Here is a 24,585-nt window from a genome sequence, read left to right as displayed (position 1 = left end):
TACTACAGATGTAGTCCACAGACTACTGATGTAGTGTCCCGTAGCATGCCGACCCGTCAAGAGCAACTGCTCGACGCCGCCATCGCGATCCTCGGCGGCCAGGGCGTCCGCCACCTCACGCACCGCGCCGTCGATGCTGCGGCCGGGCTGCCAGCCGGCTCCACTTCGAACTACTTCAAGACCCGCGACGCGCTCGTCGAGGCCGTTGTCGACCGCTTCGCCATGCGCGAACAGGCCGTATGGGAAACGATCGCCGGCCTGGTGCGCCCCAACACGCCGGATGAGCTCGCCAGCGCGCTCGCCGCGTTCGTACACCGGGCCACCGGCGAAGAACGGGCGACGACGCTGGCACGGTACAGCTTGTTCGTGGAGGCTGCGCTCCGGCCGACGCTGCGCCAGAAGCTCGCCGAGACCGCCGAGGCGATCCGGGATTGGGCAGCGCAGTGGCTGCGCGACCTGGGCTCGGCCGACCCGCACGCAGACTCCCGGCTGATCCTCGACCAGCTCGACGGGATCATGCTGCACCGCCTGACATTCCCGGACCCGGCGGCGGAACCGACCCAGCAAATCACCAAGCTGGTACGCGCAGTGGTCGGGAAGAAGGTGATCGACCAGGGGCTGTCGGCATGATCAGCCGGGTATCCACGGATGTGCAACGCTCAAGATCAAGTTAGTTGTAGACCAAGGTCGGGCCTGGAGGTCAAGAGGGCTCACGACCTGCACGGATGCCCTTCTCGGCAGGTACACGGTCAGCACACCGCAGGTCGGCTCGACCCCGCCGAACTACTCCCGATGGTCGACCCGGCCGCTTCGGCGCCGCCAGCAACGGCTCCGACACCGCCCACTGCACGTCAATCAGGTCGAACCGCGTCGTCACCGCTAGGGTGTCCACGAGGTCTCCGGTTTCAGGTTCTGCTTTGGTCGCTGAACCATCTACCGGAGACCTCGCCCATTTTCGATCTCCGACACGCGAAGACCCTCAAGCCAGCTCAAGCCCTGACACAGGCCCTAGCCCGAGGGCGGTTCACTCGCTAACCCGACCCGAAGCTGGTCCACGGATCGTAGGTAAGTGCGCGGCCCCTAGATAGCAGTCCGGACGGCCGGCGGGGGACGCACCTGCCGGCCGTCACGGATTTCAGGCCGGATAGCCTCATGAGCGGGGCCGCCCGGCTTTGTGGTGGTGGCGAACTTCAGTACGGCAGGTCGATGCGTTGCCGGCGGGCGAACTCACGGTGGGCGGTGACGACCGTGTCGATGAAGTAGGCCGCCATCTCGTCGGCCCGTAGCACCCGGGCCGTTTCGACCCTGAAGTTTTCATCGCAATAGCGTTCGGCGGAGACGACGCAGGGCTGCACCTCGAGAGCATCCCTGAGGAGATCTACGGGCTCATCCCCGGCATCGACGATGAACTTCACGCCGTCGCCGAAGCTCAACTCCCAGTGCAGCCCGTCGTCAGTACCGACCCAGAGCTGCTTGCAGACTGTGTCTGGGGTCTGGGAGAACATCTCCCGCATCAAGCTGTCGTCCGAGCAGATCGCCGACATGACGCTCGGGGCGCCGCCGATGGCCGCGGCGACCGGGGGGAACCCGGCGAGTCGGTCGACGCGGTAGAGGACGTAGCTCGGGTTACCGCTGGGTTCCTCGGACTCGATGTCGGGCACCGCGTACGGGGGTAGTTCAGATGTCATGGCTTCATGTTCCTTCATGGTGCGCCGGGGGCCGGGCAGGCGACCCGGCCCCCGGCCTACTTGGCTAGTCGCCTATCGGGAAGTGGATCGTGAAGGGGATGTTGTTCTTTTGCAGGCAATCGAGCACGGCGTCCGATATGCCAAGTGAGTTGTACTTTCCGTGTGGCATGAAGTGCCAGTGCTTCCCCTTGACCGCCCTGTCCCCGAGCTCATTTCTCCGGAACTGAAAGTTGCGCTCATTGTCTTGCAGGACCTTGGCCTGGTTGGCCGGGTCGGCGTACCAGGCGTCCTCATTGCACTGAATCAGGTTCTTTCTGTCGTCTTCAGTGGGGATCCCGGTCTTGACCTCGTGGAGGGTCCAGCCGTCGGGGGAGAACTCGCCGTAGTCCATCGACCGGCCGCTGGGCTCGAACTGCCCTGGCGCGCCGGCTTGCATCAGCCACAGTTGGGGCTGGCCGCGAGTGCGGTCATCACGGAATCCCATGATTTCGTCGACGAAGATGTTCTGGCCGTCGGTACTGCCCCTGGCCCATCTGACGTCGGGACCGGGGAGGTGCAGCTTTTGTCCGTTGGTGCCCACCGCCTGCATCGCGAAGTGCAGCTTCTTGAGGTCGGTGCGTTCGCCGCTGAGCAGCCTGTTGAAGTTTTTCTTACTGATTCTGCCGCTGGCCGCTGGTGCCAGGCCTTCCGGTTCGACGAGGGCTGCCCAGACCTCCGGCATGATGAGCTCGTAGGTGAGCTCCTTGACCGTGTCGGGGATCTTGTCGTACTTTGCGACGAACCGGGCCGCCGGCATGAGGCGGTGGGTGTACTTGAGGACGAACTTCGCGACCTTGGCCGGGATAGCGATCGCATCGCCGGCGTAGGGGACGACGCCGAGGATGCTGAGCCCCGCGCTGACCCACTCCCCGTGGATGAGCGCGGCAATGGTGTCGCGGATGTCGGCGAGCCCGCCGAGGATCCAGCCGACGACCGGGATGACGCTCAGCCCGCCGCTACACAGGTTGCCGGCGAGCCATGCCATCGAGTCCTTTTCGGCGAAGTCGCCGGCGAACATGCCGAGCAGGAAGTCGCTGACATACGTCCACTTGCTGATCTGCTCGTCGAAGCGGCCGGGGTCGAGGCCCTGGGACTCAGCGTTGGCGACCTCGTAGTCGTCGCGTAGACCGTCTCCGTCGCTGTCCTGAGAACGCGCGTTGATCGAGAGGTCGTCCTCGGTGTAGTCCGAGAGCCCGTCGCCGTCGGTGTCGACGTTGGCGGGGTCGGTGAGGCCGTCCTCCTCCACGAGGTCTGGCAGGCCGTCGCCGTCGGTGTCGGTGTCGGTGGGGGTGGGGTCGATCGGCGGGACGTCGCCGGGCGTTGGCGGGGCGCGTGGCTGGTCGGCCACGAGCGGGTTGCTGCCCTGGGCCACCTCGGCGCCGTCAGTGGCTCCGTCGCCGTCGGTGTCCGGGTTGGTGGGTGACGTGCCGAGGTCTTGTTCCTGAAGGTTGGTGAGTCCGTCGCCGTCGATGTCCTCGGCGCCGTCGGCGATCGAGTCCTGGTCGGTGTCGACCGCGTTGGGTCGGGTCCAGCCCGCCAGTTCGGTGATCTCGAACTTGTCGGTCAGTCCGTCGCCGTCGGAGTCGACCAGCAGCGGGCTGGAGCCGAACCGCAACTCCACTACGTCGATGACGCCGTCGTTGTCGTGGTCACCGGTGTAGGTGATGCCGAGCCGCGTGAGCACGTTGAAGCCGTTCGACCACGCGTTTCCGGCCTGAATGGTTGCCGGCTCCGGGTTGGCCTTGACCAGCATGTCGTCGGCCTTGGCCAGGTTGACCTTGGCCGCATCCAGGTCCGCGAACGCCTCGGCCAGCCCCGCCGGGGCGGGCGCGGGCGGCGGGCTGGCCCGGAACGGGCCGATCGTCGCCTCAGCGTCCTGGATCGCCGCGTCCGCCAGCAACCGCACACCGGTGAGGGTCTCCACCACGGCGGCCACGTGGGCCTGCTCGGCCTCCCCGTTGGGCGGGCTGGCACCGTTCAGTCGGCCCTTGAGGAACGCCTCAAGGTGCTTCAGATTGTCGAACGCGATCGCGCCATCAGCGAGGCTCTTCAAGCGGGCGCCATCGAAGTACCGGCTGCCGACATCCGCCAACACCGTGTCGATCCGGCTGTCACCCAACCCGCCACCGACATACGGGCGCAACGCCTGCGTGGCCTCGGTGACGTAAACCTTCGCGTCACGCGTGTACTTGGCGGTGGGAATCTTCGCGACCTCCACCTCCCACAGGCGGCCCGACCCTGCCGACGCCGGGGCGGCAACGAGCGCCACCTGCGCGGCAACCAGAGCCGCAACCACCGCGGCAAGTCTTGACCGCCATCGTCTTCTGTGTCTCACCGGCACCTCCGTCGATACGTAACCAACCAAGAACCCGGCAAGCATATTCACAAAAGTAATTGTCCAAAGTGCCCACAGGAACTACTGGTCGAAAATGGACAGGTGTGCGGGAATGATCGACTCCCACTGGCGCTTCGAAGAGTTGTTCCAAAACCGGCAAGGGTTTGTCTCGAGTCGGCGCCATGCATCCACTATGGAATCAACGCACGCGATCGGCTGATCTTGTTGCATTCCTGCGCGTCGCATTGCAGGCCGATGCCCTCCCGTCCGGCGCACGGTCGCCCCGGCGTGCGAGGAAGCGTGTCCGCCTCAGCTGGCGTCGTCGATGAGGGCGGCGAGGCCGTCGAGGGTGCGTGCGAGGCCGAAGGCCCAGGCGCGGCCGGCGTGCCACGCGCTGCCCTGCGCTTCGCCGGCGGCGGAGCCGATGCGGACGGCGCGGGGATAGACGTTGGGGTCGAGGGCTCGGGCGAGGACGGGTTGGTTGGCGGCCCACCAGTCGGCGTCGCTCATCGCGGTGTCGGTCGTGGCCCGGACGGCGTCGTGGGCCGATCGGCAGTGCGACTGCACGAACCCGAGCAGGTAGGTCAGGGCGGCGTCGATGTCGACGTCGGAGAGCCCGGTGTCGTCGAATGCGGCGAGCTCGTGCTCGTATTTGGCCATCACGCCCGGTCCGAGCGGGGGGCGGCTCAGGGCGGCGACCTCGGTGAGCCAGGGGTGGGCGGTGAGCAGGTCCCGGTTGCCCTCGGCCACCGTGGTGAGCCGCTCGCGCCACGGTTGCCCGGCCCACGGAGCACGGGTCATCCGTGCGTAACGGGCGTCCACCATCAGGTCGAGCAACTCGGGCTTGCCGGGCACGTAGGTGTAGACCGACATCGCCGAGACCCCGACCCGCTCGGCCACCGCGCGAATGGTGACCGCGGCCAGGCCCTGCTCGTCGGCAAGCGCGAGCGCGGCGTCGACGACCTGCGTGATGGTCAGCGACCGGGCTGGCCCCTTGCGCCGTGCCGTCTCGGAGGGCTCCCCCCACAGCAGGGCGAGGGTGCGGCTGGGCTCGCCTGATCCGGTGCTGTTCTGGGTCACGGGAGCGATTCTGCCACACCTTCCTTGTACGGCGTACGGTGTACGATGTATAATGTAACCCGATCGCTTACCACGACAGGAGACCTGCTTGCGCAACCGTTCATCGGCCACGCCCCGTCCCGCCACCTCGGAGGTGCTCAGGCCACGTCCGGCACCGACCACCGGACCCGTGCCCACCGGCCCGAACAGCCGCCCCGCGGGCGTCCCTCAGCCGCAGGTCACCCGCCGGAGCACCCACCAACGGCGTCAACCCGGACGAGGGGGCCGTCGATGACCCGCACCACGACCACCCGCGCCACCACCCCGGCCGCCGCAGGGTCCACCGAGTCGACAGGAGCCCACCACATGCGCATCACCGAGTCCGCCATCTCGCTCAACGTCCCCGACGTCCAGGCCTCCGCCTCCTGGGTGCAGCAGCATCTCGGGTTCACCGAAGTGATGGCTGCCGACGGGTTCTGCTCCCTGACCCACCCCCAGGCGGGGTTCAACCTCATCTACCTGCGCACCGGGCTGCCGACGTTCAAGCCGACGTCGGCTGCCGGCCGCGCCGATGGGCTGCTGGTCGTGTTCACCGTCGAAGACATCGACGCCGACTACGCGCGGCTGCAGCAGGAGGAGGTCGAGATCGTCACCCCGATCGAGACCGAGCCGTGGGGGGAGCGCTACTTCCAGATGGCCGATCCCAACGGTGTGATCTACCAGCTCGTGCAGTGGGTCTCGCAGCCCGATCCACAGCACGCCGGCTGATCCTTCGGCGCAGTGGCGGTGCCGTCGTGATGGCGGCACCGCCTGCGACGCTCGAGAGACAGGGAGGCATCGCATGGAACCCGCTGTTGATCCTGGTCGTCGTCGCCCTGGTCGTCTGGCGGGCCACCGCTCGGCGACCAGGGGAACCGCGCCCGCGACCGGCCGCGGCGCAGCCTCGCAGCGATGTTCGTGACCACCGGCGCCACCCACTTCGTCGGCATGCAGGAGGAACTGGTCACGGTGCCGCCCCTGGCTCCCGCAAGCCAGACTTCTGGTCTCCATCACCGGCGTGCTCGAGATCCTCAGGGCTGCGGGACAGGCCCCGTACGACCGCAGCGACATACCACTGCGACGTGAAAGGACATCACCGTGAACCCCGATCCGACGGTCCCTGATCCGACCACCGTCCATCCGCTGGCCGCGCATCCACGCGTGGTCTTCCTCCGACCGCTGGTCACCTCGCCGGCCATAGAGATCGGCGAGTACACCTACTACGACGACCCCGAGCACGCCACAGAGTTCGAGCACCGCAACGTGCTCTACGCCTACGGGCCGGAGCGGCTGATCATCGGCCGGTACTGCGCGATCGCCTCGGGCACCAGGTTCCTCATGGCAGGCGCCGCCCATCCGACAATGGGCGTGTCCACCTTCCCGTTCACCATGTTCGGCGGCACGTGGACGGAAAAGACCCTCGATATCGTCACCAGCATGCCCAGCCGCGGCGACACCATCGTCGGCAACGACGTCTGGTTCGGCTACGGCGCACTCGTCATGCCGGGCGTGCGCATCGGCGACGGCGCGATCATCGCCGCAAACGCCGTGGTCACCGCCGACGTCGCGCCGTACACGATCGTCGGCGGCAACCCCGCCCGCCCGATCCGCCAGCGCTTCGACGACACCGACGTTCAGCGGCTGCTGCGGGCCGCGTGGTGGGACTGGCCCATCGACCTGGTCACCGAGCACACCCGCGTCCTCATGGCCGGCGCTCCCGCCGACATCGCCCGCATCGCCGCCGAGAACGGTCTGGAGAAGAACCTGTGACGACGGCGTCGGGGAGTGCTCGACCGGTGGCGGCGGGCCGGACGCGGCCACCACCGGCCCGGACGGCGCGCTGTGGTTCACCAGGCCGGCGGTGGCCGCATCGGCCGCCGGGTGCCCGGCGGGGAAATCGTGCAGACGGTATCTCGCCCCGGGTCGGCGACCGGCCCGGTGAGCTGTTCCGCAGCCGTACCGGCCGGCGTGCGGCTCGGTGTCCTCAGTCCCCGGCTACATGATTCGAACGCACGGCACGCCGTACGTAAGTGTGTCGCGGCATCGCAGAGCGGCTGCGTCCACGTCGACAAACAGGAGGTACAGGTTGCGACTCGGGCGGTTCGCGGTCGTCTTCGAGTCGGGCGACCCACCCCGCACCGGCACGGTCAGCTTCTACGACCCCGCCGGCGCAGCAGTGCCGGACGAGTGCGACGAGCTCGGCGAATACCGGAAGCTGGACCTCGCCCTGCCCCTCGACGGCCCGGTGGCCGCGTGGCAGGTGCCGGTCTGTGCCGTGCCGGTCGGCGACGCCGTCCGCCACCTCGCAGCGTTGCGCGACGAGGACGTCACGCCCGCCGCCGCGTTCTGGTCGGCGGTGGCGGTCACCGGCCTGCACCTGGTCGCCCGCGGTCGGCTGCTGCCCGGCGTCTCCCCGAACGGATACGACAGCTGGCGGGTCGGCCCGTTCGACGTCTCCGATGTGGAGCGCATCCGCGCGCTCGCCGCCGCGATGCCCCCTGAGGCCCGTGCCGTGCCGATCGATCCCTTCGCCGAGCAGCTTGTGCTGCCCGAGGCGCAGGGGCTGGTGCGGGCATTCCTGGACGCGGTGGCCGACACCCTGCCCCGGACGCCGGCGGCTGCATGGCTGACCGGTGACGCCCGGTTCACCGGTCTTAACCCCGAGCCCGTGACGGACCTGCGCGAATGGGCGCGGGAGGTCTCCGCGGGGGTGGACACCGGTCTGCGGGTGGCGCTGCGGCTGGAGGGCCGGGGCAACCTCGAGACCACAGGTCTCACCGCGGTGGTCCGCATGCGCAGCCTCGCCGACCCGACGTTGGTCAGCGACGCGGCGGCGCTGTGGGAAGGTGATGAGCACGGTCTCGGAGAGCGGGCCACCTTCGAGGCGATGCTCGCGGTGCGTCGGGCCGCCGCAACATGGCAACCGCTGCAGCGGCTCCTCGACGAGGCCGCCCCGGTCGAGCTGGAGCTGCTCGACGAGGACCTGGTCGACCTGCTCGGTGGGGCCGAGGCGCGGCTCGCGGCGGCTGGCGTTGACGTCCAGTGGCCACCGCAGCTGTCCCGCGACCTCCACGCCCGGGTCCTGATCGGATCGCCGCCCGAGCAGCCGCCGCAGGTGGCCCACTTCTTCCGCTCCGCCGCCCCGATGGCGCAAAGCTGGCAGCTCACCCTGGCCGGCGAGCCGCTGACCGCCCCGGAGATGGACATGGTCGCCACCTCGCGGCCCATCATCCGCCTGCGCGAACAGTGGGTGGCGGTCGCACCGGAACTGGCCCGCAAGGCCCGGGAACGGCAGCTGCCACCACTGAAGGCGTACGACGCGCTGGCCGCGACGCTGATCGGCAGCACACAGGTGGACGACGAGCGGGTCGAGGTGGTGGCCGACGGCTGGCTGGGCGCCCTACGCGATCGGATCGCCGAGCCGGAGAGCGGCCCGGAGCGGCTGACGCCCCCCGCCGAACTGCACGGCACTCTCCGCGACTACCAGCTGCGCGGACTGCGCTGGCTGGAACGGATGACCTCACTCGGCTTCGGGGGCTGCCTCGCCGACGACATGGGGCTGGGCAAGACCGTCACCGTCATCTCACTGCACCTGCGCCGCCAGGCCGACCCGGTTCACGCCGGACCAACCCTGGTCATCTGTCCCGCATCGGTGCTCGGCAACTGGGAACGAGAAATCCGCCGGTTCGCCCCCGGCGTACCGGTCCGCCGATTCCACGGCACCGCCCGCTCCCTCGACGGCCTCGCCGGCGGTTTCGTACTGACCAGCTACGGCACCATGCGGCTGGACGCCTCGGCGCTGAGCGGGCGGCCATGGGGAATGCTCGTCGCGGACGAGGCGCAGAACGTGAAGAACCGGCTCAGCGGCACCGCGAAGGCGCTGCGTCAGATCCCCGCCCAGGCTCGCGTCGCGCTCACCGGCACGCCGGTGGAGAACAACCTCTCCGAGCTGTGGGCCATCCTCGACTGGACCACCCCCGGCCTGCTGGACAAGGTCGACACGTTCCGGGCCCGCTGGGCCCGACCGATCGAGGTGGACCGTGACACGACCAACGTCGAGCGGCTGTCCCGCCTGCTCCGACCCTTCCTCGTGCGGCGGCGAAAATCCGACCCCGACATCGCCCCAGAGCTGCCGCCCAAGACCGTGACCGACCACCTGGTCTCGCTCACCAGCGAGCAGACGATGCTGTACCGCCGGGTCGTCGACGAGGTGATGGCCGAAATCCGATCCAGCACGACCAGCATCACCCGCCGTGGCCAGGTGCTGAAACTGCTCGTCGGCCTCAAGCAGGTATGCAACCACCCGGCGCACTATCTCAAACAGCCGCACGGCAAGCTTCCCGGACGCTCCGAGAAGCTGCAGCTCCTCGACGACCTACTGGAGACCATCCTCGCCGAGGACGGCGCCGCCCTGGTCTTCACCCAGTACGTACAGATGGCCCGACTGCTGCAACGACACCTCGCCGAGCGAGGTGTGCCAGCGCAGCTGCTGCACGGCGGCACACCGGTGCCCCGACGTGAGGAGATGGTGCGCCAGTTCCAAGCCGGAACGGTACCCGTGTTCCTGCTCTCACTGAAGGCGGCCGGCACCGGTCTCAACCTGACCCGCGCCGACCACGTCATCCACTACGACCGCTGGTGGAATCCCGCAGTGGAGGAACAAGCCACCGACCGCGCCTACCGGATCGGGCAGACCAAACCGGTGCAGGTGCACCGGCTCATCGCCCAGGACACCCTGGAGGACCGGATCGCCGCACTGTTGGACTCCAAGCGGGAACTGGCCGACGCGGTGCTCACCGGCGGTGAGACCGCCCTGACCGAACTGTCCGACGCCGAGCTGCTGCGGCTCGTGCAGCTGCCCAATGAGGGATGAGGGACGTGGACTTCGACTTCGACGACGAACTGAACGGCGACGCCGAACCGGCCGAGCACGACGGGCGGGCCCGCACCTTCCCGGCGTTCGGCCCGGGCAAGCGGATCGGCAGGAAGTTCGCCGACACCTGGTGGGGCAACTCCTGGATCGAGTCGATGGAGTGTACGGCGCTAGACCCGCAGCAGCTCAAGAAGGGCCGGCGATACGCTTTCGCCGGGCAGGTCGGGTCGATCACGGTGAGTCCGGGCCGGATCTCCGCGCCGGTCCACGACGGCGACCAGTACACCCCGCACGACACGGTGGTACGCATCGGGACCCTCCCCGACGCCGAATGGGACCGCCTGCTGGACAGGGTGGCCGCCAAGGCAGGGCACATCGCCGCTCTGCTCGACCGGGACATGCCGCAGGACCTGGTGAACACCGCCGACGACGCCGGAGTGCGGCTACTGCCCGGCTACGGCGACCTGGAGCCGGAGTGCGACTGCCCGTCCTGGGATCACCCCTGCCGGCACGCCGCCGCCCTGTCCTACCAGGCGTCCTGGCTGCTGGACCGGGACCCGTTCGTGCTGCTGCTGATGCGTGGACGGGCGGAGCCGGAGCTGGTCGAGGAACTGCGCTCGCGCAACACCGGCCGGGCGATCACCGCCGAGAAAGAGGACGGCACAGGCACCTGGGCCGAGGGGGCGTACGCCACCGCCCCGGCATCGCTGCCCGGGCCGCCAGCGCCGGTGCACGGCGAGGCGATGCCGCTCGCGCCCCTGCTGGCCCCGCACGATGCGCCGGGCATCGACGCCGAGGCGTTGGGGATGCTCGCCGCGGACGCTGCGTCCCGTGCCAGGCGCCTGCTGGTCGCCACCCCCGCAGAGGTGCTCGCCCCCGAGCACGACGCCTGGCAGGACGCCGTGCGGCTCGCCTCGCAGATGCCGCACTCGCCGGCCGCGAAGCGGCTCGAGGAAGCCAGCGGCCGAGCCGGCGAGCTACCCCGGGCAATCAAGGCGTGGGAGTACGCCGGCAGCGCCGGCGTGGACGCCCTCGACGCGGTCTTCAGCCCGCCGAAGGACCTCGTCTCCCGGGCCACCGACGCGCTCCGCGAGGCGTGGGAGGGCAGCGGCGCCGCACCGGAGCTCAAGAACTGGCGCAACCGCTGGACCGTCGGGCGCGATGTGCAGGTCCGCTATGGCCGCGATGGCCGCTGGTACCCGTTCCGCCGCCGCTGCGGGCAGTGGTGGCCCGCAGGGCCGCCCAGCCCCAGCCCAGCCGACGCGCTGCTCAACGTCCTGAACGACTGAACCGCGGACTGAGCTTTCCAGCGCCGCGCCGGTCGGCCGCGCAGCAGTCCCACCTCGCAGAGTTCGGCCAGCCACACCGCGTCGGAGGCGTCGGCTTTGCGGCCCGGCACATTCTTGACGTGGTGGGCGATTGCACAGCAGGAGCTCCAGCCGGTCAGCCTCGCTCAGAGCGTGGAAGACGGGCCGCCAGGACACGCCGGTGGCTTCCATCGCCACGTGTGTGACCTGCTCGGTGAGCAGCCAGGCGGTCATCTCCCGAAAGGCGCTTCAGAAGGTGGGGTACTTGCGGACCTGTTGGCGGCGCTTCCCGGCCTGCTCGGCCGGGACCCGGACCGCCACCGTGATCTGCTTCTTTACGTCGACCGCCGCGACCCGCGGATTCACGATCTCCACGACGCCTCCAGGATGGACCCGAGCCGACAAGGCGTCGCTCGCGGAACCCGCGAAAGATCAAGAAACTCAGACACGCGCTCATAGCGGCAACCCGGGGTACATACCGGGGCGGATTCCAGCGTCACTCTTGTAAACGGGCTCGCAGGTGCCAAGCTCTGTCGACGTCGGCGGGCGACGCATCGAGTTTCACAAACCCGTGGGTGCTCCGCCAGGGGCATCGTCCCCTTGTAAGTGAGTAGTCAGGCCGCATCGCAAGATCCGGAACAGTGCGGAACGCGGGTGCTGCTCCAAGAGTTGGCGTTATGCAACGCCCTGCGGCAGGTGACGCGCCAACTCGGCCCGCAAGGCCTGGACGCCGGGCGGCGGGGCGACCAGCAGCCGCGCCGGCCGGGGAGGCCGATCGAAAACCGCACAATCCTTCCCTAGACGAGTAGTTCCGATGTCAGGGATCGATGTCTGGACATGAAGGACGGTGCCGATGATCATGTCGGACCATGGGCAGTGCGGCGAGGGCGAGAAAAACGGTGGCGAGAGTGGCTGCGGGCAAGTTGGTCACCAGGGCGGTGGTCGAAGGTAACTTCGTGACCGGCATGGATCACTTGTAGCCGAGCGAAGATGCAACCTTGGTCACAGTGTCCAGAACCGTTGGCGTGTTGGTCGCCATAGCGGTCGCAGACCTGCGAAGCGTCTTAATCTTCGCAGAGCGCCTGCGCCTTCTGAGGAGTTTTTCGATATGCGGGCCCAGGGCAGGCTTCGGAAGACGGTTGAGTTCGTCGACATATTGGACCAGCTTTTTGTCGATTTCCTCAACCTCTTTTCTCGCCTCAGTCACCTCCGATGATCTGGCCGGCTCGTGCTTTAATCCGTGGATTAGGCCGAGCAGTTGTTGCCGCCTAATGGCGGCGCGGTCCCACTTCTCTGACACGATCCAATACTCGGCGTTCGCTGGATCCTGTGCAAACTTTGCCATGAGCTCCCGGAATACAAGGAAGTCGGAACGGTCGCCCGTCATGGGCATCGTATGGAAGGAGCCTGAGTTCGAGCTAGGGTCATCAAATATGACGAAACATGGCAGCTGGTCCACTATTCCGAGCTCGCGGGCGACTGCGTCCGACCCGTACGTCGTGGAGATCGCAAAGCCTGTCTTGCCGCGGTGAGCCAGGGGTAACTGATCACTAAATCTGTTATCGTCGATGATGTCTCTAATGGTCATCATGAACGGGCCATGGCTTTCGGCGGTGGGGTCACCCATTTTTAGCTCAGCCTCGTTGTAGAAAAGCATGAACGCCACGAGCTCCGCCGTGAGAGAATCCATGGCTTCCTTGTACTCATAGAGCCAGTCCAGAGCTTCTTCATCTACGATTGTCGCCAACGCGATGATGTAAGCACCGTACGGCCTTCCGATGAAGCGCCCTGAATTGGATATCATCTCTGCGAGGTCACCCATCGAAGTAATCTCCAGATAGACCCCCACTGCGATCCCCCTGCCGCTAGACGAAGTGGCCGAATCTCAAAATATCAATGCCGCAGCCGTAAGTCACGGCCTTGAACGGGCAGACGTTCTGGGAGCACATGTGGTGGATGTTGCCGGTTGAGGCCTCTGGTTCACTGCTCGGGACCATAAGCCGCCACAGGAACGGGAACTGCGGCGAGATCCACCAGGGCGCAGCGGCGCGATCGGCGCCGAGCCACCGCAGTGCACCGTGACCGGCCTGCCTACCAGCTAGACGAGTTCCGAAGTCAGGGGTCGATGCCTGGGCATGAAGAGAGGGTGTCGATGATCATGTTGTGACGCAAGACCTCGACACCGGTGGCGTCAAGTGGTGAGTGCAATTGTTAGGGCGCGATGAGTTCGGCTAGCCGCTGGGTTGGGTGGTCCAGCCCTGCGTCTGGCGGGGTCGGGTGTTCAGTTCGTGGGCGACCTCGTCCAGGCCGGTCTGGTCGATGGTGCGGAAGTCGTAGCTGCCCTTTGGGGAAGTACTGGCGTAGCAGGCCGTTGGTGTTTTCGTTGGTGCCGCGTTGCCAGGGGCTGTGCGGGTCACAGAAGTAGACCGGGCAACCGGTGGCGACGGTGAACACCGGGTGGGTGGCCATTTCCACGCCCTGGTCCCAGGCCAGCGACGTGACTAGCGCTCGTACAAACGGGTGGTCCCAGTGGCAATCGCTCGCCTGGTCGGGACCCTGACGGCGATCACGCCGGGCGGCCTTGCCGCCCAACCGCTGCCCCGCCCTACTTCGAGGTTGGTCAGGCCGTCATGACGGCGTCGCGACGGCCGGGCGAGCGGATCGGGCCGGACAGGTCGCCTCGCGTGACGGCTGCGGCCACGATGCGTTCGGCGCGGCGGCGGCGCATGCGCAGGACCGGCGCGGTCACGCCCTGCTCGGCGGCCAGGTGCTCGATCAGCGCGTCGCCGAACCGGGTCGCGCTGATGAGCTCGGCGGCTTCGGCGGTGATCAGGCCGGCGACGGCTGCTCGGCCGAGCAGCAGGTCCGGGTGCCCGTAGGGCATCCTCGGCGACCGCGAGCCGCTGGGCAGGTCCAGCGGCAGTTCCTCGCTGTCGTCGGCTTTGATGACCGCGGCGCCGGCGCGCCATGCCGCCCAGCACAGCCGCAGCCATAGCCGGGCAGGGGCGAGGTCCGCGGTGCGCAGTGCGTGGAGGAACCCGGCCAGGACTTCGGAGTCCACGTCGTCGGCGTGCCGGGCGTGGCCGCGGCTGATTTTCGCTGCGAGGTGCGTGAGTGCGGGCAGGGCCACGCCGATCGCGCCGACGACCCAGGCGGGTCCCCGGTCGCGGGCGTGGTGGGCCAGCTGCCGCCACAGCTCGTCGGTGGTGTCGCTGTCGTAGCGCCCGCACACCAGCAGGCTGCGCAGCTCGTCCAGCGGCATCGTCGTGTCCGGCAGGCCTGGCACCGGACGCGCGTCGAACACCAGCGGCGCGGGTTCGCAGGTCAGCATGTCGAACGCTTTCTCGGCGGTGGTCAGGGCCGTGTCGGCCGTACTCGTGCGGGTGGTCGCCGGCATGGTGATGTCCTCTCGAAGGGGAGCGCTTCGCGATGTGCGACGGCTCCGAGACCTCGATTGGGACAGCCCGGCCTGACACCACGAGCGTTTGTCAGACCGGGACAGGTCGTGCCCGGTGGTGTCAGGTTCGCTGCTGCGCCGACCGCCCGCGCCCACCGAGGTGGCCGTCAGAGATCGGGCTGACGGGATCTGTTAGGCCGGGGACGGGTTCGATCGGCCTGTCAGCGGCGCACTGAGGACCGTCAGTACGCCCGCCGGTCCGGGGGCCACCATGCCCATGACCGAGAGAAACCATCACAACGCACCCGCCCCCGTCGGGGACGTGGTGCCCGGCGACCCGCCCGTGCCCATCACCGTCTGGCCGATACCCGCCCCGCAGCCGGGGGAGACCATGTCCACCGCGCTGGGCATGCGGCTGGTCTACAACCTCACCCACCCGTCCGACCTGATCATCGACCTGACCGACGGGCCGCAACTTGCCGGCGCCATCCTCGCCGCTCACCGCCACAGCCACCTGCAGGCGGCGCGTTCGATGAGCTGGGGGAGCGACGCGGCGATGCTGATCGTCACCGGCTGGCCACTCGCCCGCGACGTCGGCGTACCAGTCGAGTTCTTCGCTCGTGGTCGGGCGAGGCTCCTGCCCGGCGGGTGCCTGGTGGTGCTGCTGGTGCACGGCGACCCGATCCTTCCGGTCGACGTCGTCATCGCGGCCAAGCAGGCAGGTCTGTCCTACCTGCAGCACATCGTGGCGGCCGACCAGCCACCCACGCGCGGCCAGCGGACACAGCTGGACATCCACACCGATGTCCTGGTCTTTGCCCGCCCGACCGCGGGAGGCGATGGCGATGCCTGAGCCGATGCCGATCACGTCCGTGTGGCTGACCTGCCAGCAGCCTGCTCGTGACCAGCGGCGCGGCCGGTACGTGCGGGAGTCGTCCACGCATCCGGGCAAGATGCTGCCTCACCTCGCCGCGCACGCCATCGCCGCCTACACCGCGGCGGGGGACCTGGTGCTCGACCCGATGTGCGGGTCGGGCACCACCCTCGTCGAGGCCATGCACCTTGGGCGGCACGCGCTCGGCGTGGACATCGAACCGCGGTTCACCGCCCTGGCGGCGGCCAACGTCGCCCTCGCCGCATCTCAGGGCGCTGCCGGCACGGCGAAGGTCATCACCGGCGACGCGACCCGTTTGCTCGATCTCGCCCCCGCGTCCGCGGTCGGCGAGGTCGGACTCGTGCTCACCTCACCGCCGTACGGGCGATCCACCCACGGGCTGGTGCGGATGACCGGTGCCGGGGTCAGGAAGAGGGCCCACCTGTACGGCGACCGCGCAAGCGGCAACCTCGCCTACGCCGGATGGTCAGGTCTGCTCGACGGGTTCACCGCGATCCTGGCCGCCAGCTACCAGCTGCTGCGCCCCGGCGGCACGGTAGTCATCACCTGCCGACCGGTACGCCGCCGCCCGGACGACTTCATCGACCTGCCCGGCGAACTCCTGACCGTCGCGCAGCAGGTCGGGCTGACACCGGTGCAGCGGTGCGCGGCGATGCTCGCCGCCGTCCGCGACGGCCAGATCGTGCACCGCGCCTCGATGTTCGGGCTCATGGCGGTACGCAAGTCCAGGGCCGAGGGCCTCCCTGTGCACCTCGTCGCGCATGAGGATGTCCTGGTCCTGCGGCGTGGCCAGCCGAACTCCCGCATCACGCCCGCCGACGGCTGACAGCAGGTGAGCTGGGCTGTCAGGTTCTGCCAGGCGGCCGGACCTGACAGCTCCGGCCACACCAGCGGCAACGCGGTTAGCCTGAGGGCTCTTCTCCTTTTCTCTGTGCTGATCTGACACGTCCGCGACGGCATCGCGCCCACCCTTCCCGGTCGGCCGCCGTCCGCCAGCCTCAGACCCTCAGCACTCATGACCAGCCCCTCGCCTCATCTGCGACCGGGGCAGGACACCCCCATCCCTGCAGGCGGCCACCACCCGATGGCCGACTTCCTTCGAGTCCCAAGGAGGACCGATGCTTTGTCCCGCCTGGTATCTGACAGGCGGTGATCCCCTCGCCGACCACAACGCAACCCCGCCCGATCTCCTCAGCGGTGTCACCCCAGTCGTCGGCGGAGACAGCGGCTCCGGCCGAGCCCACGACATGGCCACGTTTCGGCTGGCGTCGTGCGCCGGGCTGGTCACCGGCATCCACTCGGCTGCCGTCGGCAATCGGGCGGCACAGCAGCAGAAGGCCGTTGAATGCTGACCGGCCGCCGCTACCTGCTCGCCTTCATGCCGGAGCAGGCTGCCTACGCCGAGACGGTGGGCGCGATCTGCCGGGCGGTGTGGAACACCGCGTTGGAGCAGCGCCGTGAGTACCGCCGACGCGGAGCCTGGATCAACTACAGCGAACAGGCCCGGCAGATGGCCGAAGCGAAGAAGGACCCGGACTGCGGGTGGCTGGCCGACGCCCCGTCGCACACGTTGCAGCAGACCCTGCGCGACCTGGAACGCGCGTGCAAAACGCACGGGACGTGGAAGGTGCGGTGGCGGTCCAAGACACGCACCGCGCCGTCGTTCCGGTTCCCCGACCCAGAGCAGATCGCTGTGCGGCGGCTGAGCCGGCGGTGGGGTGAGGTGCGGCTGCCGAAGTTCGGGCCGGTGCGTTTCCGGTGGACCCGTCCGCTCGGCGGTGTCATCCGCAACGCCACGGTCTCCCGCGACGGTGGCCGCTGGTACATCTCGTTCTGTGTCGAGGACGGCGTTGCCGAGGCCGCGCCGAACGGTAAACCGCCGATCGGCGTCGACCGGGGTGTGGCCGTCGCGGTGGCCACATCTGACGGTGGTCTGGATGATCGGGCTTTCGTCACCCGGGGCGAGGCGGTCCGGCTGAAGCGGTTGCAGCAGCGCCTGTCTCGGTCACTACGGGTTCATGGCCGTAACCACGGATCGAACCGCCGCGACAACGTACGCGCCGAGATCGGCCGGCTCAACGCCCGCATCCGGCATCGGCGGGTCGACTTCGCCGCGCAGGAAGCCGTGCGGCTCGTGCGTGGCCACGGGCTGGTCGCCGTCGAGCGCCTGCGGATCAAGGACATGACCGCCAGCGCACGGGGCACTGTCGAACAGCCCGGCCGGAATGTGAAGGCCAAGGCCGGCCTAAATCGAGCCATCCTGTCCAAGGGTTGGGGCGGGTTCCTGCTGAAGTTGGAGCATGCCGCCCGCTACCACGGTGCGAAGATCGAGAAGGTCAACCCCGCGTACACGTCGCAGACCTGCAACGCCTGCAAGCATGTCGCACCGGAATCCCGCAAGAGCCAAGCGGTCTTCCGGTGCGTTGCCTGCGGGCACCAGGACCACGCCGACGTGAACGCGGCCAAGAACATACTCGCCGCCGGGCTGGCGGTAACAGGGCGTGGAGACCTCGGGGCTACCCGGTCCGCGAAGCGCCAACCATCCGCAAGGCTCACGGCGTGAACACGCCTCAGCCACGGGAATCCCTCCGCCTGCAGGCGTGGGGAGGAAGTCAACTGCCGGCCCGGCTGCGAAGACGCCCTCGCCACATGGGGGCTTGAACCGCTGCCGCAACGATGGACCATCTCCTCCGAAGGCTGGCGGATTCCGGGGCGCCACGAGTACGAGATCTGGCTCCGCGGCCACACCGCCTCAGCCGGCGCTACCGCAGCCACCGAAGCCCTCGTCCGCGCCGACCTGACCCGGGCGCTCGCCGGCATCGACCACCACCCGATCACAGTGACCACGAGCCTCGAGGGTGTCGGTATCGACCTGTACCTGGACCTCGACAGCGACTGAACCGTCAGGCGCGCCGATCCGGGTGATCGGTGCGCCTGTTCCCGCAGGGGCCGCGTCGCGCTGCGCCCAGCCGACGCGGACAGGCGCGGCGCCTACCCGCTCGCCTGCGGCCAATTGTCGACCTCAATCAGCAGTGGAGATCATCATGTCGTTTCCAGACCACAAGCTGACCGTGCGATCCCCAGCCGACCTGGTAACCGCGGTGCCGTACCTCCTCGGTTTCCGGCCCAGCGACGGCAGCATCGTCGTTCTTGCCAGCAGGGACCGCCGCGTCGTCTTCGCCGCCCGGGCCGACCTGCCCGCCCCCGGCGCCCCCGCAAGCCACCTGTTCGACCTCGCCGCCAACCTGGTCCCGGTCGTGCGGCGGCAGCAGCCGATCACTCACATCATGCTCATCGGCTACGGCGGCCCCGACCACGTCGACCCGGCATTAGGCAGCGTCGGCGACGCGTTCACCGCCAGCGGCATGACCCTCCGGCAACTGCTCCGCGTCACCGGCACCCGGGTCTACAACCTCACCTGCGACAACCCCGCCTGCTGTCCACCCCAAGGAACCCCGCTCGACCCGACCTCACTCGTCGCCGTACAGGCCACCGCCGCCGGGCTGGTCGCGTTACCGGACCGGGCCGCCGTGGCCGCCCGATTCGCATCCGTCGGCGGCGCCGCCCGTGACGACATACGCCGCGCAACCCGGGAGGCGATCGCCCGCCTGAAGGCGGTGAGCGCCGCCGGCAACACGGGCGTGGACGAGGCCGGCGCGCAAGCGGTCCGCGACGCGCTGCGACAGCACGACGGCGGCAGGTGCCTCACTGACGACGAGGTCGCCTGGCTCACCGTGCTCCTGAAGCGGCCATCGGTGCGGGACCTTGCTGCGGACCTCACGCAGCCGCACGACCGGCACGTCACGTTCTGGGCCGACGTCACCCGCCGCGCCCATGAACCGCTTGTGCCGGCACCGGCCACCCTGCTCGCGCTCGCCGCGTGGCGCTGCGGTGACGGCGCCCTGGCCGCCATGGCAGCGCACCGTGCCCTGCAGGTGGATCCCGCGTATCAGCTCGCCGACCTGCTGCTGCAGTCGCTGCACGGCGGACTCCCGCCATCGGTGTTCGAGCAGGCAATCGCCGCCGCCCGAACCAACCCCTCAACCCGGTAGCCGAAACCCCTCAACAACAGGAGAACCCATTGGATCCCACTCGCAGCATGCTGCTCGCCCTCGCCAGACTCGCCGAAGAAGCCCGGCTGCGATGGAACGCCGAACGCGCCGCCGTGCGGGCTCGCGGCGAAACGCCGGCCCGCAGCGAGGCGTACGCCTGCCAGGTCCAGGCGAACCTGTGCCTGATCACCGCGATCGGCGCGGCGGACCTTCCGGCGAACTTCCGCATCTATGACCTCACGCTGTCCCGCGACCCGCTTGCCGCGGCCGAGCAGCTGCGTCAGGTCGCCGTCGCCCATGACCACAGCGGCCCGATCGAAGCCGCACACGAGGCAGCACGTCTGGCCTACAAGGAGGTGTTCGCGCAGCCGGTCACCGCACAGGAGCAGCAGTGCGTCGACTTGCTCGCCGGTCTTCCCGCCGCGCGACGGGACAAGATCGTCGACCTGGCCGAGGAACGCGCCTGCCAGCCCGAGGCATGAGCACCGGTACTCCGGCGCCCGCGCCGGCCCCCTCGTCAGCCGCCGCCGCGGCATGACTCGTCCGGCGCACCTCATGTCAGACGGGCTCGGCCGTACACCCCCATGGAAGGAAGCGATGAGCATCTACACCCTCACGCCCAAACCCGGCTTCGAGCGCTACACGATCCAGGCCGGCTGGAACCCACACCGCACCTTCTTCGCGACCGTCGTCGACTTCGCCTGGGACCCGGTCACCGACCCCGACAATGAACCCGTCACGGTTCGGGTCGGCCGGGTTGAGACAATTCTCGACCCGGCCGAGGTGCTCCTGGCCGTCGCACCCTACGCCGTCATTCCGGGGGACCTGGCCGACGCACTCCGCGCGGACCAGGCCGCGCACCCGGTGCGCCGCTAACACGAACAGCCGAGGTCCGCCGTCGCACCGACGCCCAAGAGGCCGAATGGCACTCTCCGGCAGCATCTTCCGATTCACCGGCCGTCGCCCGGCCGTCTGGCGCGAATCCCGCGCATGAGCCGCCTCCTGGACCGGCGGCCACGCACCGGCGAGCCGTACCGGCCCGCCTACCGGCCGGGCGAATCCAACGCCGGGCGGTATCCCCGCCCGCGCAGGCGCCACCTGGAGCATCGCCAGCTCCACACCGCCGACAACATCCGCTGACTGAGCCACGCCAGCGCTGTCTCCCCAGGGAGGCGGCCGCTGCTGTGCCGCCAACGAGCGGCACAAACACGAAACGGCCCGCCACAAGGCGGGCCGTCGTCGCATCTGGACCCGGGACGCAGCGCCTCGACAACGTACGCGTCCCGGGTTCTCCAGTGAAATGGAGAACTCCAGTGTCCCTACCACTGATCATGATCGCCACCGCCTTGGTGGCGTTCACCCTCGGCGGCCTCGCCATGTGGCCATTCATCCGCCGACTCCGCAACCGCCTGATCGACGCCATCTTGCAGCTGGAACACGACCCGCTCACCGGCCTGCTCAACCGCGCCGGCCTGGTCGCCGCGCACGCCACCCTCGCCGAGGCCGACAACGCTGGGCCCATCATCGTCGTCCTGATCGACCTCGACGACTTTAAACCGGTCAACGACACCCACGGCCACGACAGGGGAGACGACCTCCTCGTCGCCGTCGGCGACCGTATCGCCGACATCGCCGCCCTCCACGGCGGCACCGCCGGGCGGCTCGCCGGCGACGAGTACGTGGCACTGCTGCCCGTCCGCTCCGACGACCGGGCCCGCATCGCCGACACCTTCGTCGCTCTGATCTCCCAGCCCGTCGAACTCGCCGCGGACGGCGAGCCCGTCACGGTCACGGTCACCGCCAGCGTCGGCCTGGCGCTCGCCGAAGCCACTGACCCGTTCGAAGAGGTGGCGCTACGCCGTGCCGACATCGCGATGTACCACGCCAAACACCACGGCCGGAACCGTCACGCCGTCTACGAGCCGGGCATGGCGATGCCGGCCGCCGACAGCCGTCGAGGACCACGCCTCCGCGACCACCGGGAGCTGAACCACGAGGCAATGGCATGACCCCCGCCCGGCAGGAGATGGCCTGCCAGATCTGCCTGGCCCCACTCAACACCGTCGGCTCCCCGCCCACCTACGTGCACCCGATCCAACTCACCACCGACGGACACGAACCGGTACCCGTCCCGGTCAGCGAGCTCGACACCGTCAGCCGCACCTGCGACTTCTGCGGCGACCCGTACCCGACGTGGACACTCGTCGGCGGAGAAGTCGCCGCCGTCGCCATCGGTACGGCCGGGGGACTGGTGCAGAACTTCGGTCACGCATGGGCGACGTGCGCAACGTGCCAGACCTACATTGACGATGGCAGGAACGACAAGGTCGTCGACCGAGCGGTGCAGGTCCTCGGCTTCGGTAACCATCCGGAGGCGCGAGAGCGCATCGAGGAACTGCATCTGGCGTTCCTGAACGCCCGGGACCCGGGACGAACGCTCATCACAACAACCGCCTGGCCTGCCACCGCCATTGCCGCCCGAGAGTTGCCGAAGGTACGCGACCGGCTCGCCCGCTTCTACCACGGCGCCGACAACCTTCCCACCGCACTCGTGGACACCGACGCACGTCAACAGATCGCCGCCGGCCTGGACCGATCATGCCTGTTCTGGATCGACAGCGACTTCACCGACTTGGCCGAGTATGCCGCACAGAGGCTCCCCGACGTCACCATTAGCCGCGACCTCATGCCATCGACGGACGGGCTGCTCGTGTGGTCGCGGCCGGTGACACGACGACAGATCACCGCCGCATCCTGGACCACCACCAGCGACGGCTGGCACCTGGTCAACTACCGCACGATCGGCGGGGGACTGGAAGGCTCACCACTCCAGCGACTCCGTGAACAGGTAGGTTGGCTCGGCCCAATGAGCACGGTCCAGGCTCACGAGCAGCACCTGCTACCTCGCGACCATCCGGCGGCACCGCTGCTCGCGACATGGCTGCTGGTCGCACAGCAGGCCGCCGAAGTCACGACAGCGGAGATCGACAAAGCCGTTCGCAAGACCTACGCCCGCACCAGCCGACCCGCGCCCGAGGTGCGGGTCGTACGCATTCGCGCCAACCGCAGCAGCACGCCGCCCAGCCAAGCGGCACCCGGCGATCCAGGCCGCTCCCAAACCAGCCGGTTTTGGGTGTCCGGTCATTGGCGCAATCAGCCATACGGACCCGGCAGAGCGCAGCGCCGCCCCGTTTACATCAACCCGTTCCTCAGAGGCCCCGACGATGCGCCGATCAGGCTCAGCACCACCGTACGCATGCTCAGCAGTCGCAAATCCAAGCCAGAAGATCATGAGTAGATGTCGTTAACCCGATGGGGCAGGGGCAGAAGCCCCTGCCCCATCGACGTCGACGAGAGTCGCTGACGTCACGGTCCGATCCGGCGCTCATACACGGCGCGATGTTTCCCGGCCCCTTGTAGTCACGGATAACCGGCACTCGCCGCTCTATGGCATCCGCCACGAGCGTTGACGACGCCCAAGGCGAGCCACGCCCTGTGCGCGGCGTGATTGGCGGGGTTCCGACGTGAGGAAGAGGCGCCGGCACCGACCGCTTGCAGGGCGACGATGTCGGCGCCGGTGCCGGTGATGAGCCCGGCTAGGTAGGTGAGCTTCGCGGAGTAGGTCTCCGCGGCTGAGGTGTCGGTGTCGTCGGGCCGGAACTGTGGGCGATCGAGTAATTCGGTTCTGACGATGATCTTGTGGTCCGCCTTGACCAACCTCGTGTCCTATGAGGATCGCGTGCTGGTCGAGCACTGTGCGACTTCAACAGCTACTGCAACATCTGCGCGGTGTCGTGGTGAACCGGGTGCACGAGGCCGACGACGGTGGGGTGGTGATCGAGGGGAGGTCGGCGTGGAGGTCGGGCGGCGGCGCCGGATGCGGCAGCCGCGTAGTAGGTCGAGCAGGCAGCCGCACGGACCTCGCCGAGGGCGTCGGTGAGCAGGACCCGTCGGACCGTCTCCTGGGCGGTGTCGACGAGTTCGGCCCTGAGGTCAGGGTACGGAGACAGCGAACGGACCGCACTCGCCCAACAAGCCGAGCCACGAGCACCGGCTACAGTTCCCGGTGCCAGAACGGGCTCGGTTCGCCTAGCGGCACGAATCCGGCCGACTTCAACACGCGCAGGCCGTCAGGGCTCGCTGGGCGTGCAAACAACGCCTTGGCTCCGCTGGCTAGAAGGAACGATTCAAGAAAGCTCAGAGCCCAAGCACGTCCAGCGGATGTCGTCCCAGCCACCCCCCCAAGGTAGATGCCTCGCGGCCGCTGCCATCTACGTGTGACGTAGCGTTCCAGCATGCCCGAATCCAGGGACGTAAAAGCCTTCTCCTGGAAGTCCCTGACGGCACGTGCCGAGAGCGGAGCTATGACGACCATGCCCACCAGGAAACGTTTGTTGTTCCGTTCGCTCTCGATCAATCGAATGCACATCGGATTTCGTCGGTAGAGCCCCTGTATCAGGGCCAGGGATGGCGGATCACGCGGCAGCAGCGAGGCAAAGAACTCGTAGGCATCCGCGACATCGCGCGGCGACTGTGCCCACCGGGACGAGTGGATGCCGATGCGCATGTCGACCGAGTCCCGGCTTCCTAGCGGAAGGCGACGCACGAGTGACAACGTGCGCCCCAACGCTGCGACGAAGAACGTGACAGCGATGACACCGAGCACGATGCTAAGCGCCCGGAGCCAGGCCACCTGACTCTGGTTCGATACTGAGACCGCTATGCCGACGACCGCAAGCAGGGTAGATAGGCACCAAGCCGCGATCGCCAGCTGCCAGTTTTGTGGCACCACACCGCCCGGTCTAATACTCCAGCCGGGGATCGTGATCACGGCTCGATAAGGGCTTGTCGGGCGTAATGGCTGTTCATGGCGCGGGCTTGGTGGCGGCGTCGGCGGATCG

The 24,585-nt window shown here is 68.4% G+C and carries 23 protein-coding genes and 1 pseudogene; 14 read left to right on the top strand and 10 right to left on the bottom strand.

Annotated features, from left to right (window positions below):
- Positions 1–45: 45 nt before the first annotated feature.
- Entirely contained in the window at positions 46–630 is a 585-nt protein-coding gene (locus ACGF4F_RS31190; RefSeq protein WP_393082938.1) for a TetR/AcrR family transcriptional regulator, read from the top strand.
- 560 nt (positions 631–1,190) lie between these two features.
- Here the strand turns inward: ACGF4F_RS31190 and ACGF4F_RS31185 are convergent.
- From ACGF4F_RS31185 to ACGF4F_RS31175, 3 genes are all read right to left on the bottom strand, one after another.
- Entirely contained in the window at positions 1,191–1,661 is a 471-nt protein-coding gene (locus ACGF4F_RS31185; RefSeq protein ID WP_393082935.1) for a hypothetical protein, read from the bottom strand.
- Between the two features lie 91 nt (positions 1,662–1,752).
- Positions 1,753–4,023, bottom strand: a complete 2,271-nt coding sequence (locus ACGF4F_RS31180; RefSeq protein WP_393082932.1) for a hypothetical protein — start codon at positions 4,021–4,023, stop codon at positions 1,753–1,755.
- Positions 4,024–4,371: 348 nt separating this feature from the next.
- On the bottom strand, positions 4,372–5,142 hold the full coding sequence (locus ACGF4F_RS31175; RefSeq protein WP_393082929.1) for a TetR/AcrR family transcriptional regulator: 771 nt from the start codon (positions 5,140–5,142) through the stop codon (positions 4,372–4,374).
- A gap of 270 nt (positions 5,143–5,412) precedes the next feature.
- On the opposite strand from ACGF4F_RS31175, the gene ACGF4F_RS31170 reads away from it, so the two are divergent.
- The 4 genes from ACGF4F_RS31170 to ACGF4F_RS31155 all read left to right on the top strand — a co-directional run bounded on the left by ACGF4F_RS31170 (position 5,413) and on the right by ACGF4F_RS31155 (position 11,322).
- Complete coding sequence (locus ACGF4F_RS31170) at positions 5,413–5,889, top strand: VOC family protein (protein WP_393082926.1); 477 nt, start codon at positions 5,413–5,415, stop codon at positions 5,887–5,889.
- Positions 5,890–6,258: 369 nt separating this feature from the next.
- Positions 6,259–6,930: a CatB-related O-acetyltransferase gene (locus tag ACGF4F_RS31165; protein ID WP_393082923.1), complete on the top strand. Its 672-nt coding sequence runs from the start codon at positions 6,259–6,261 to the stop codon at positions 6,928–6,930.
- A gap of 316 nt (positions 6,931–7,246) precedes the next feature.
- Positions 7,247–10,033, top strand: coding sequence for an SNF2-related protein (locus ACGF4F_RS31160; RefSeq protein WP_393082920.1), 2,787 nt, complete (start codon positions 7,247–7,249; stop codon positions 10,031–10,033).
- Entirely contained in the window at positions 10,030–11,322 is a 1,293-nt protein-coding gene (locus ACGF4F_RS31155) for an SWIM zinc finger family protein (RefSeq protein WP_393082917.1), read from the top strand. Before ACGF4F_RS31160 ends, ACGF4F_RS31155 begins: the two co-directional genes overlap by 4 nt.
- Before the next feature lie 267 nt (positions 11,323–11,589).
- Here the strand turns inward: ACGF4F_RS31155 and ACGF4F_RS31150 are convergent, their stop codons facing one another.
- The 4 genes and pseudogenes from ACGF4F_RS31150 to ACGF4F_RS31135 form a co-directional block, all read right to left on the bottom strand.
- Positions 11,590–11,715, bottom strand: a complete 126-nt coding sequence (locus tag ACGF4F_RS31150) for a hypothetical protein (RefSeq protein WP_393082914.1) — start codon at positions 11,713–11,715, stop codon at positions 11,590–11,592.
- 595 nt (positions 11,716–12,310) lie between these two features.
- Positions 12,311–13,189, bottom strand: coding sequence for a hypothetical protein (locus ACGF4F_RS31145; protein WP_393082911.1), 879 nt, complete (start codon positions 13,187–13,189; stop codon positions 12,311–12,313).
- A 382-nt stretch (positions 13,190–13,571) separates the two neighbouring features.
- A pseudogene (locus ACGF4F_RS31140) lies at positions 13,572–13,845 on the bottom strand (IS30 family transposase); the annotation flags it as partial.
- A gap of 115 nt (positions 13,846–13,960) precedes the next feature.
- Positions 13,961–14,737: a hypothetical protein gene (locus ACGF4F_RS31135; RefSeq protein ID WP_393082908.1), complete on the bottom strand. Its 777-nt coding sequence runs from the start codon at positions 14,735–14,737 to the stop codon at positions 13,961–13,963.
- Between the two features lie 277 nt (positions 14,738–15,014).
- Between ACGF4F_RS31135 and ACGF4F_RS31130 the strand changes: the two genes are divergently transcribed.
- The 3 genes from ACGF4F_RS31130 to ACGF4F_RS31120 all read left to right on the top strand — a co-directional run bounded on the left by ACGF4F_RS31130 (position 15,015) and on the right by ACGF4F_RS31120 (position 18,195).
- Positions 15,015–15,590 (top strand): hypothetical protein, encoded by a 576-nt coding sequence (locus ACGF4F_RS31130; RefSeq protein WP_393082905.1) that lies wholly within the window; start codon positions 15,015–15,017, stop codon positions 15,588–15,590.
- The gene (locus ACGF4F_RS31125; protein ID WP_393082902.1) at positions 15,583–16,458 is read left to right on the top strand and encodes a TRM11 family SAM-dependent methyltransferase; all 876 of its coding nucleotides are present in this window, start codon (positions 15,583–15,585) and stop codon (positions 16,456–16,458) included. The genes ACGF4F_RS31130 and ACGF4F_RS31125 overlap by 8 nt, the downstream gene beginning before the upstream one ends.
- Positions 16,459–16,977: 519 nt before the next feature.
- On the top strand, positions 16,978–18,195 hold the full coding sequence (locus ACGF4F_RS31120; protein WP_393082899.1) for an RNA-guided endonuclease InsQ/TnpB family protein: 1,218 nt from the start codon (positions 16,978–16,980) through the stop codon (positions 18,193–18,195).
- 189 nt (positions 18,196–18,384) lie between these two features.
- Here the strand turns inward: ACGF4F_RS31120 and ACGF4F_RS31115 are convergent, their stop codons facing one another.
- A complete protein-coding gene (locus ACGF4F_RS31115; protein WP_393082896.1) occupies positions 18,385–18,645 on the bottom strand; it encodes a hypothetical protein in 261 nt (86 codons plus the stop codon).
- 31 nt (positions 18,646–18,676) lie between these two features.
- Here ACGF4F_RS31115 and ACGF4F_RS31110 point away from each other — a divergent pair, with 31 nt between their 5' ends.
- The 6 genes from ACGF4F_RS31110 to ACGF4F_RS31085 all read left to right on the top strand — a co-directional run bounded on the left by ACGF4F_RS31110 (position 18,677) and on the right by ACGF4F_RS31085 (position 22,982).
- Entirely contained in the window at positions 18,677–19,684 is a 1,008-nt protein-coding gene (locus ACGF4F_RS31110; RefSeq protein ID WP_393082893.1) for a DUF4192 domain-containing protein, read from the top strand.
- A gap of 47 nt (positions 19,685–19,731) precedes the next feature.
- Positions 19,732–20,166 carry a hypothetical protein gene (locus ACGF4F_RS31105; RefSeq protein ID WP_393082890.1) on the top strand — a complete coding sequence of 145 codons (435 nt, stop codon included), beginning with the start codon at positions 19,732–19,734 and terminating at the stop codon, positions 20,164–20,166.
- Positions 20,167–20,281: 115 nt separating this feature from the next.
- On the top strand, positions 20,282–20,560 hold the full coding sequence (locus tag ACGF4F_RS31100) for a hypothetical protein (protein ID WP_393082887.1): 279 nt from the start codon (positions 20,282–20,284) through the stop codon (positions 20,558–20,560).
- A 114-nt stretch (positions 20,561–20,674) separates the two neighbouring features.
- On the top strand, positions 20,675–20,824 hold the full coding sequence (locus tag ACGF4F_RS31095; RefSeq protein ID WP_393082884.1) for a hypothetical protein: 150 nt from the start codon (positions 20,675–20,677) through the stop codon (positions 20,822–20,824).
- A 173-nt stretch (positions 20,825–20,997) separates the two neighbouring features.
- Positions 20,998–21,693 carry a diguanylate cyclase domain-containing protein gene (locus tag ACGF4F_RS31090; protein ID WP_393082881.1) on the top strand — a complete coding sequence of 232 codons (696 nt, stop codon included), beginning with the start codon at positions 20,998–21,000 and terminating at the stop codon, positions 21,691–21,693.
- Positions 21,690–22,982: a hypothetical protein gene (locus ACGF4F_RS31085; RefSeq protein WP_393082878.1), complete on the top strand. Its 1,293-nt coding sequence runs from the start codon at positions 21,690–21,692 to the stop codon at positions 22,980–22,982. Before ACGF4F_RS31090 ends, ACGF4F_RS31085 begins: the two co-directional genes overlap by 4 nt.
- Before the next feature lie 122 nt (positions 22,983–23,104).
- On the opposite strand, the gene ACGF4F_RS31080 is transcribed toward ACGF4F_RS31085, so the two are convergent.
- Positions 23,105–23,401 carry a hypothetical protein gene (locus ACGF4F_RS31080; protein ID WP_393082875.1) on the bottom strand — a complete coding sequence of 99 codons (297 nt, stop codon included), beginning with the start codon at positions 23,399–23,401 and terminating at the stop codon, positions 23,105–23,107.
- Positions 23,402–23,738: 337 nt separating this feature from the next.
- Positions 23,739–24,585 (bottom strand): hypothetical protein (locus tag ACGF4F_RS31075; RefSeq protein ID WP_393082872.1); only part of this gene is annotated, 847 nt, incomplete at its 5' end.

Source organism: Micromonospora sp. NPDC047740 (genome assembly GCF_043204735.1).
GTDB lineage: Bacteria > Actinomycetota > Actinomycetes > Mycobacteriales > Micromonosporaceae > Micromonospora.
The sequence above is the reverse complement of the archived record's forward strand: the minus strand, read 5'-3'. Positions and strand labels throughout refer to the sequence as shown.

Bases quoted from the DNA above. Each gene is read 5' to 3' on its own strand.
- ACGF4F_RS31190 (WP_393082938.1), top strand. From the start codon at position 46: ATGCCGACCCGTCAAGAGCAACTGCTCGACGCCGCCATCGCGATCCTC.
- ACGF4F_RS31170 (WP_393082926.1), top strand. From the start codon at position 5,413: ATGACCCGCACCACGACCACCCGCGCCACCACCCCGGCCGCCGCAGGG.
- ACGF4F_RS31155 (WP_393082917.1), top strand. From the start codon at position 10,030: ATGAGGGACGTGGACTTCGACTTCGACGACGAACTGAACGGCGACGCC.
- ACGF4F_RS31135 (WP_393082908.1), bottom strand. From the start codon at position 14,737: ATGCCGGCGACCACCCGCACGAGTACGGCCGACACGGCCCTGACCACC.
- ACGF4F_RS31130 (WP_393082905.1), top strand. From the start codon at position 15,015: ATGACCGAGAGAAACCATCACAACGCACCCGCCCCCGTCGGGGACGTG.
- ACGF4F_RS31125 (WP_393082902.1), top strand. From the start codon at position 15,583: ATGCCTGAGCCGATGCCGATCACGTCCGTGTGGCTGACCTGCCAGCAG.
- ACGF4F_RS31120 (WP_393082899.1), top strand. From the start codon at position 16,978: ATGCTGACCGGCCGCCGCTACCTGCTCGCCTTCATGCCGGAGCAGGCT.
- ACGF4F_RS31110 (WP_393082893.1), top strand. From the start codon at position 18,677: ATGTCGTTTCCAGACCACAAGCTGACCGTGCGATCCCCAGCCGACCTG.
- ACGF4F_RS31105 (WP_393082890.1), top strand. From the start codon at position 19,732: ATGCTGCTCGCCCTCGCCAGACTCGCCGAAGAAGCCCGGCTGCGATGG.
- ACGF4F_RS31100 (WP_393082887.1), top strand. From the start codon at position 20,282: ATGAGCATCTACACCCTCACGCCCAAACCCGGCTTCGAGCGCTACACG.
- ACGF4F_RS31095 (WP_393082884.1), top strand. From the start codon at position 20,675: ATGAGCCGCCTCCTGGACCGGCGGCCACGCACCGGCGAGCCGTACCGG.
- ACGF4F_RS31085 (WP_393082878.1), top strand. From the start codon at position 21,690: ATGACCCCCGCCCGGCAGGAGATGGCCTGCCAGATCTGCCTGGCCCCA.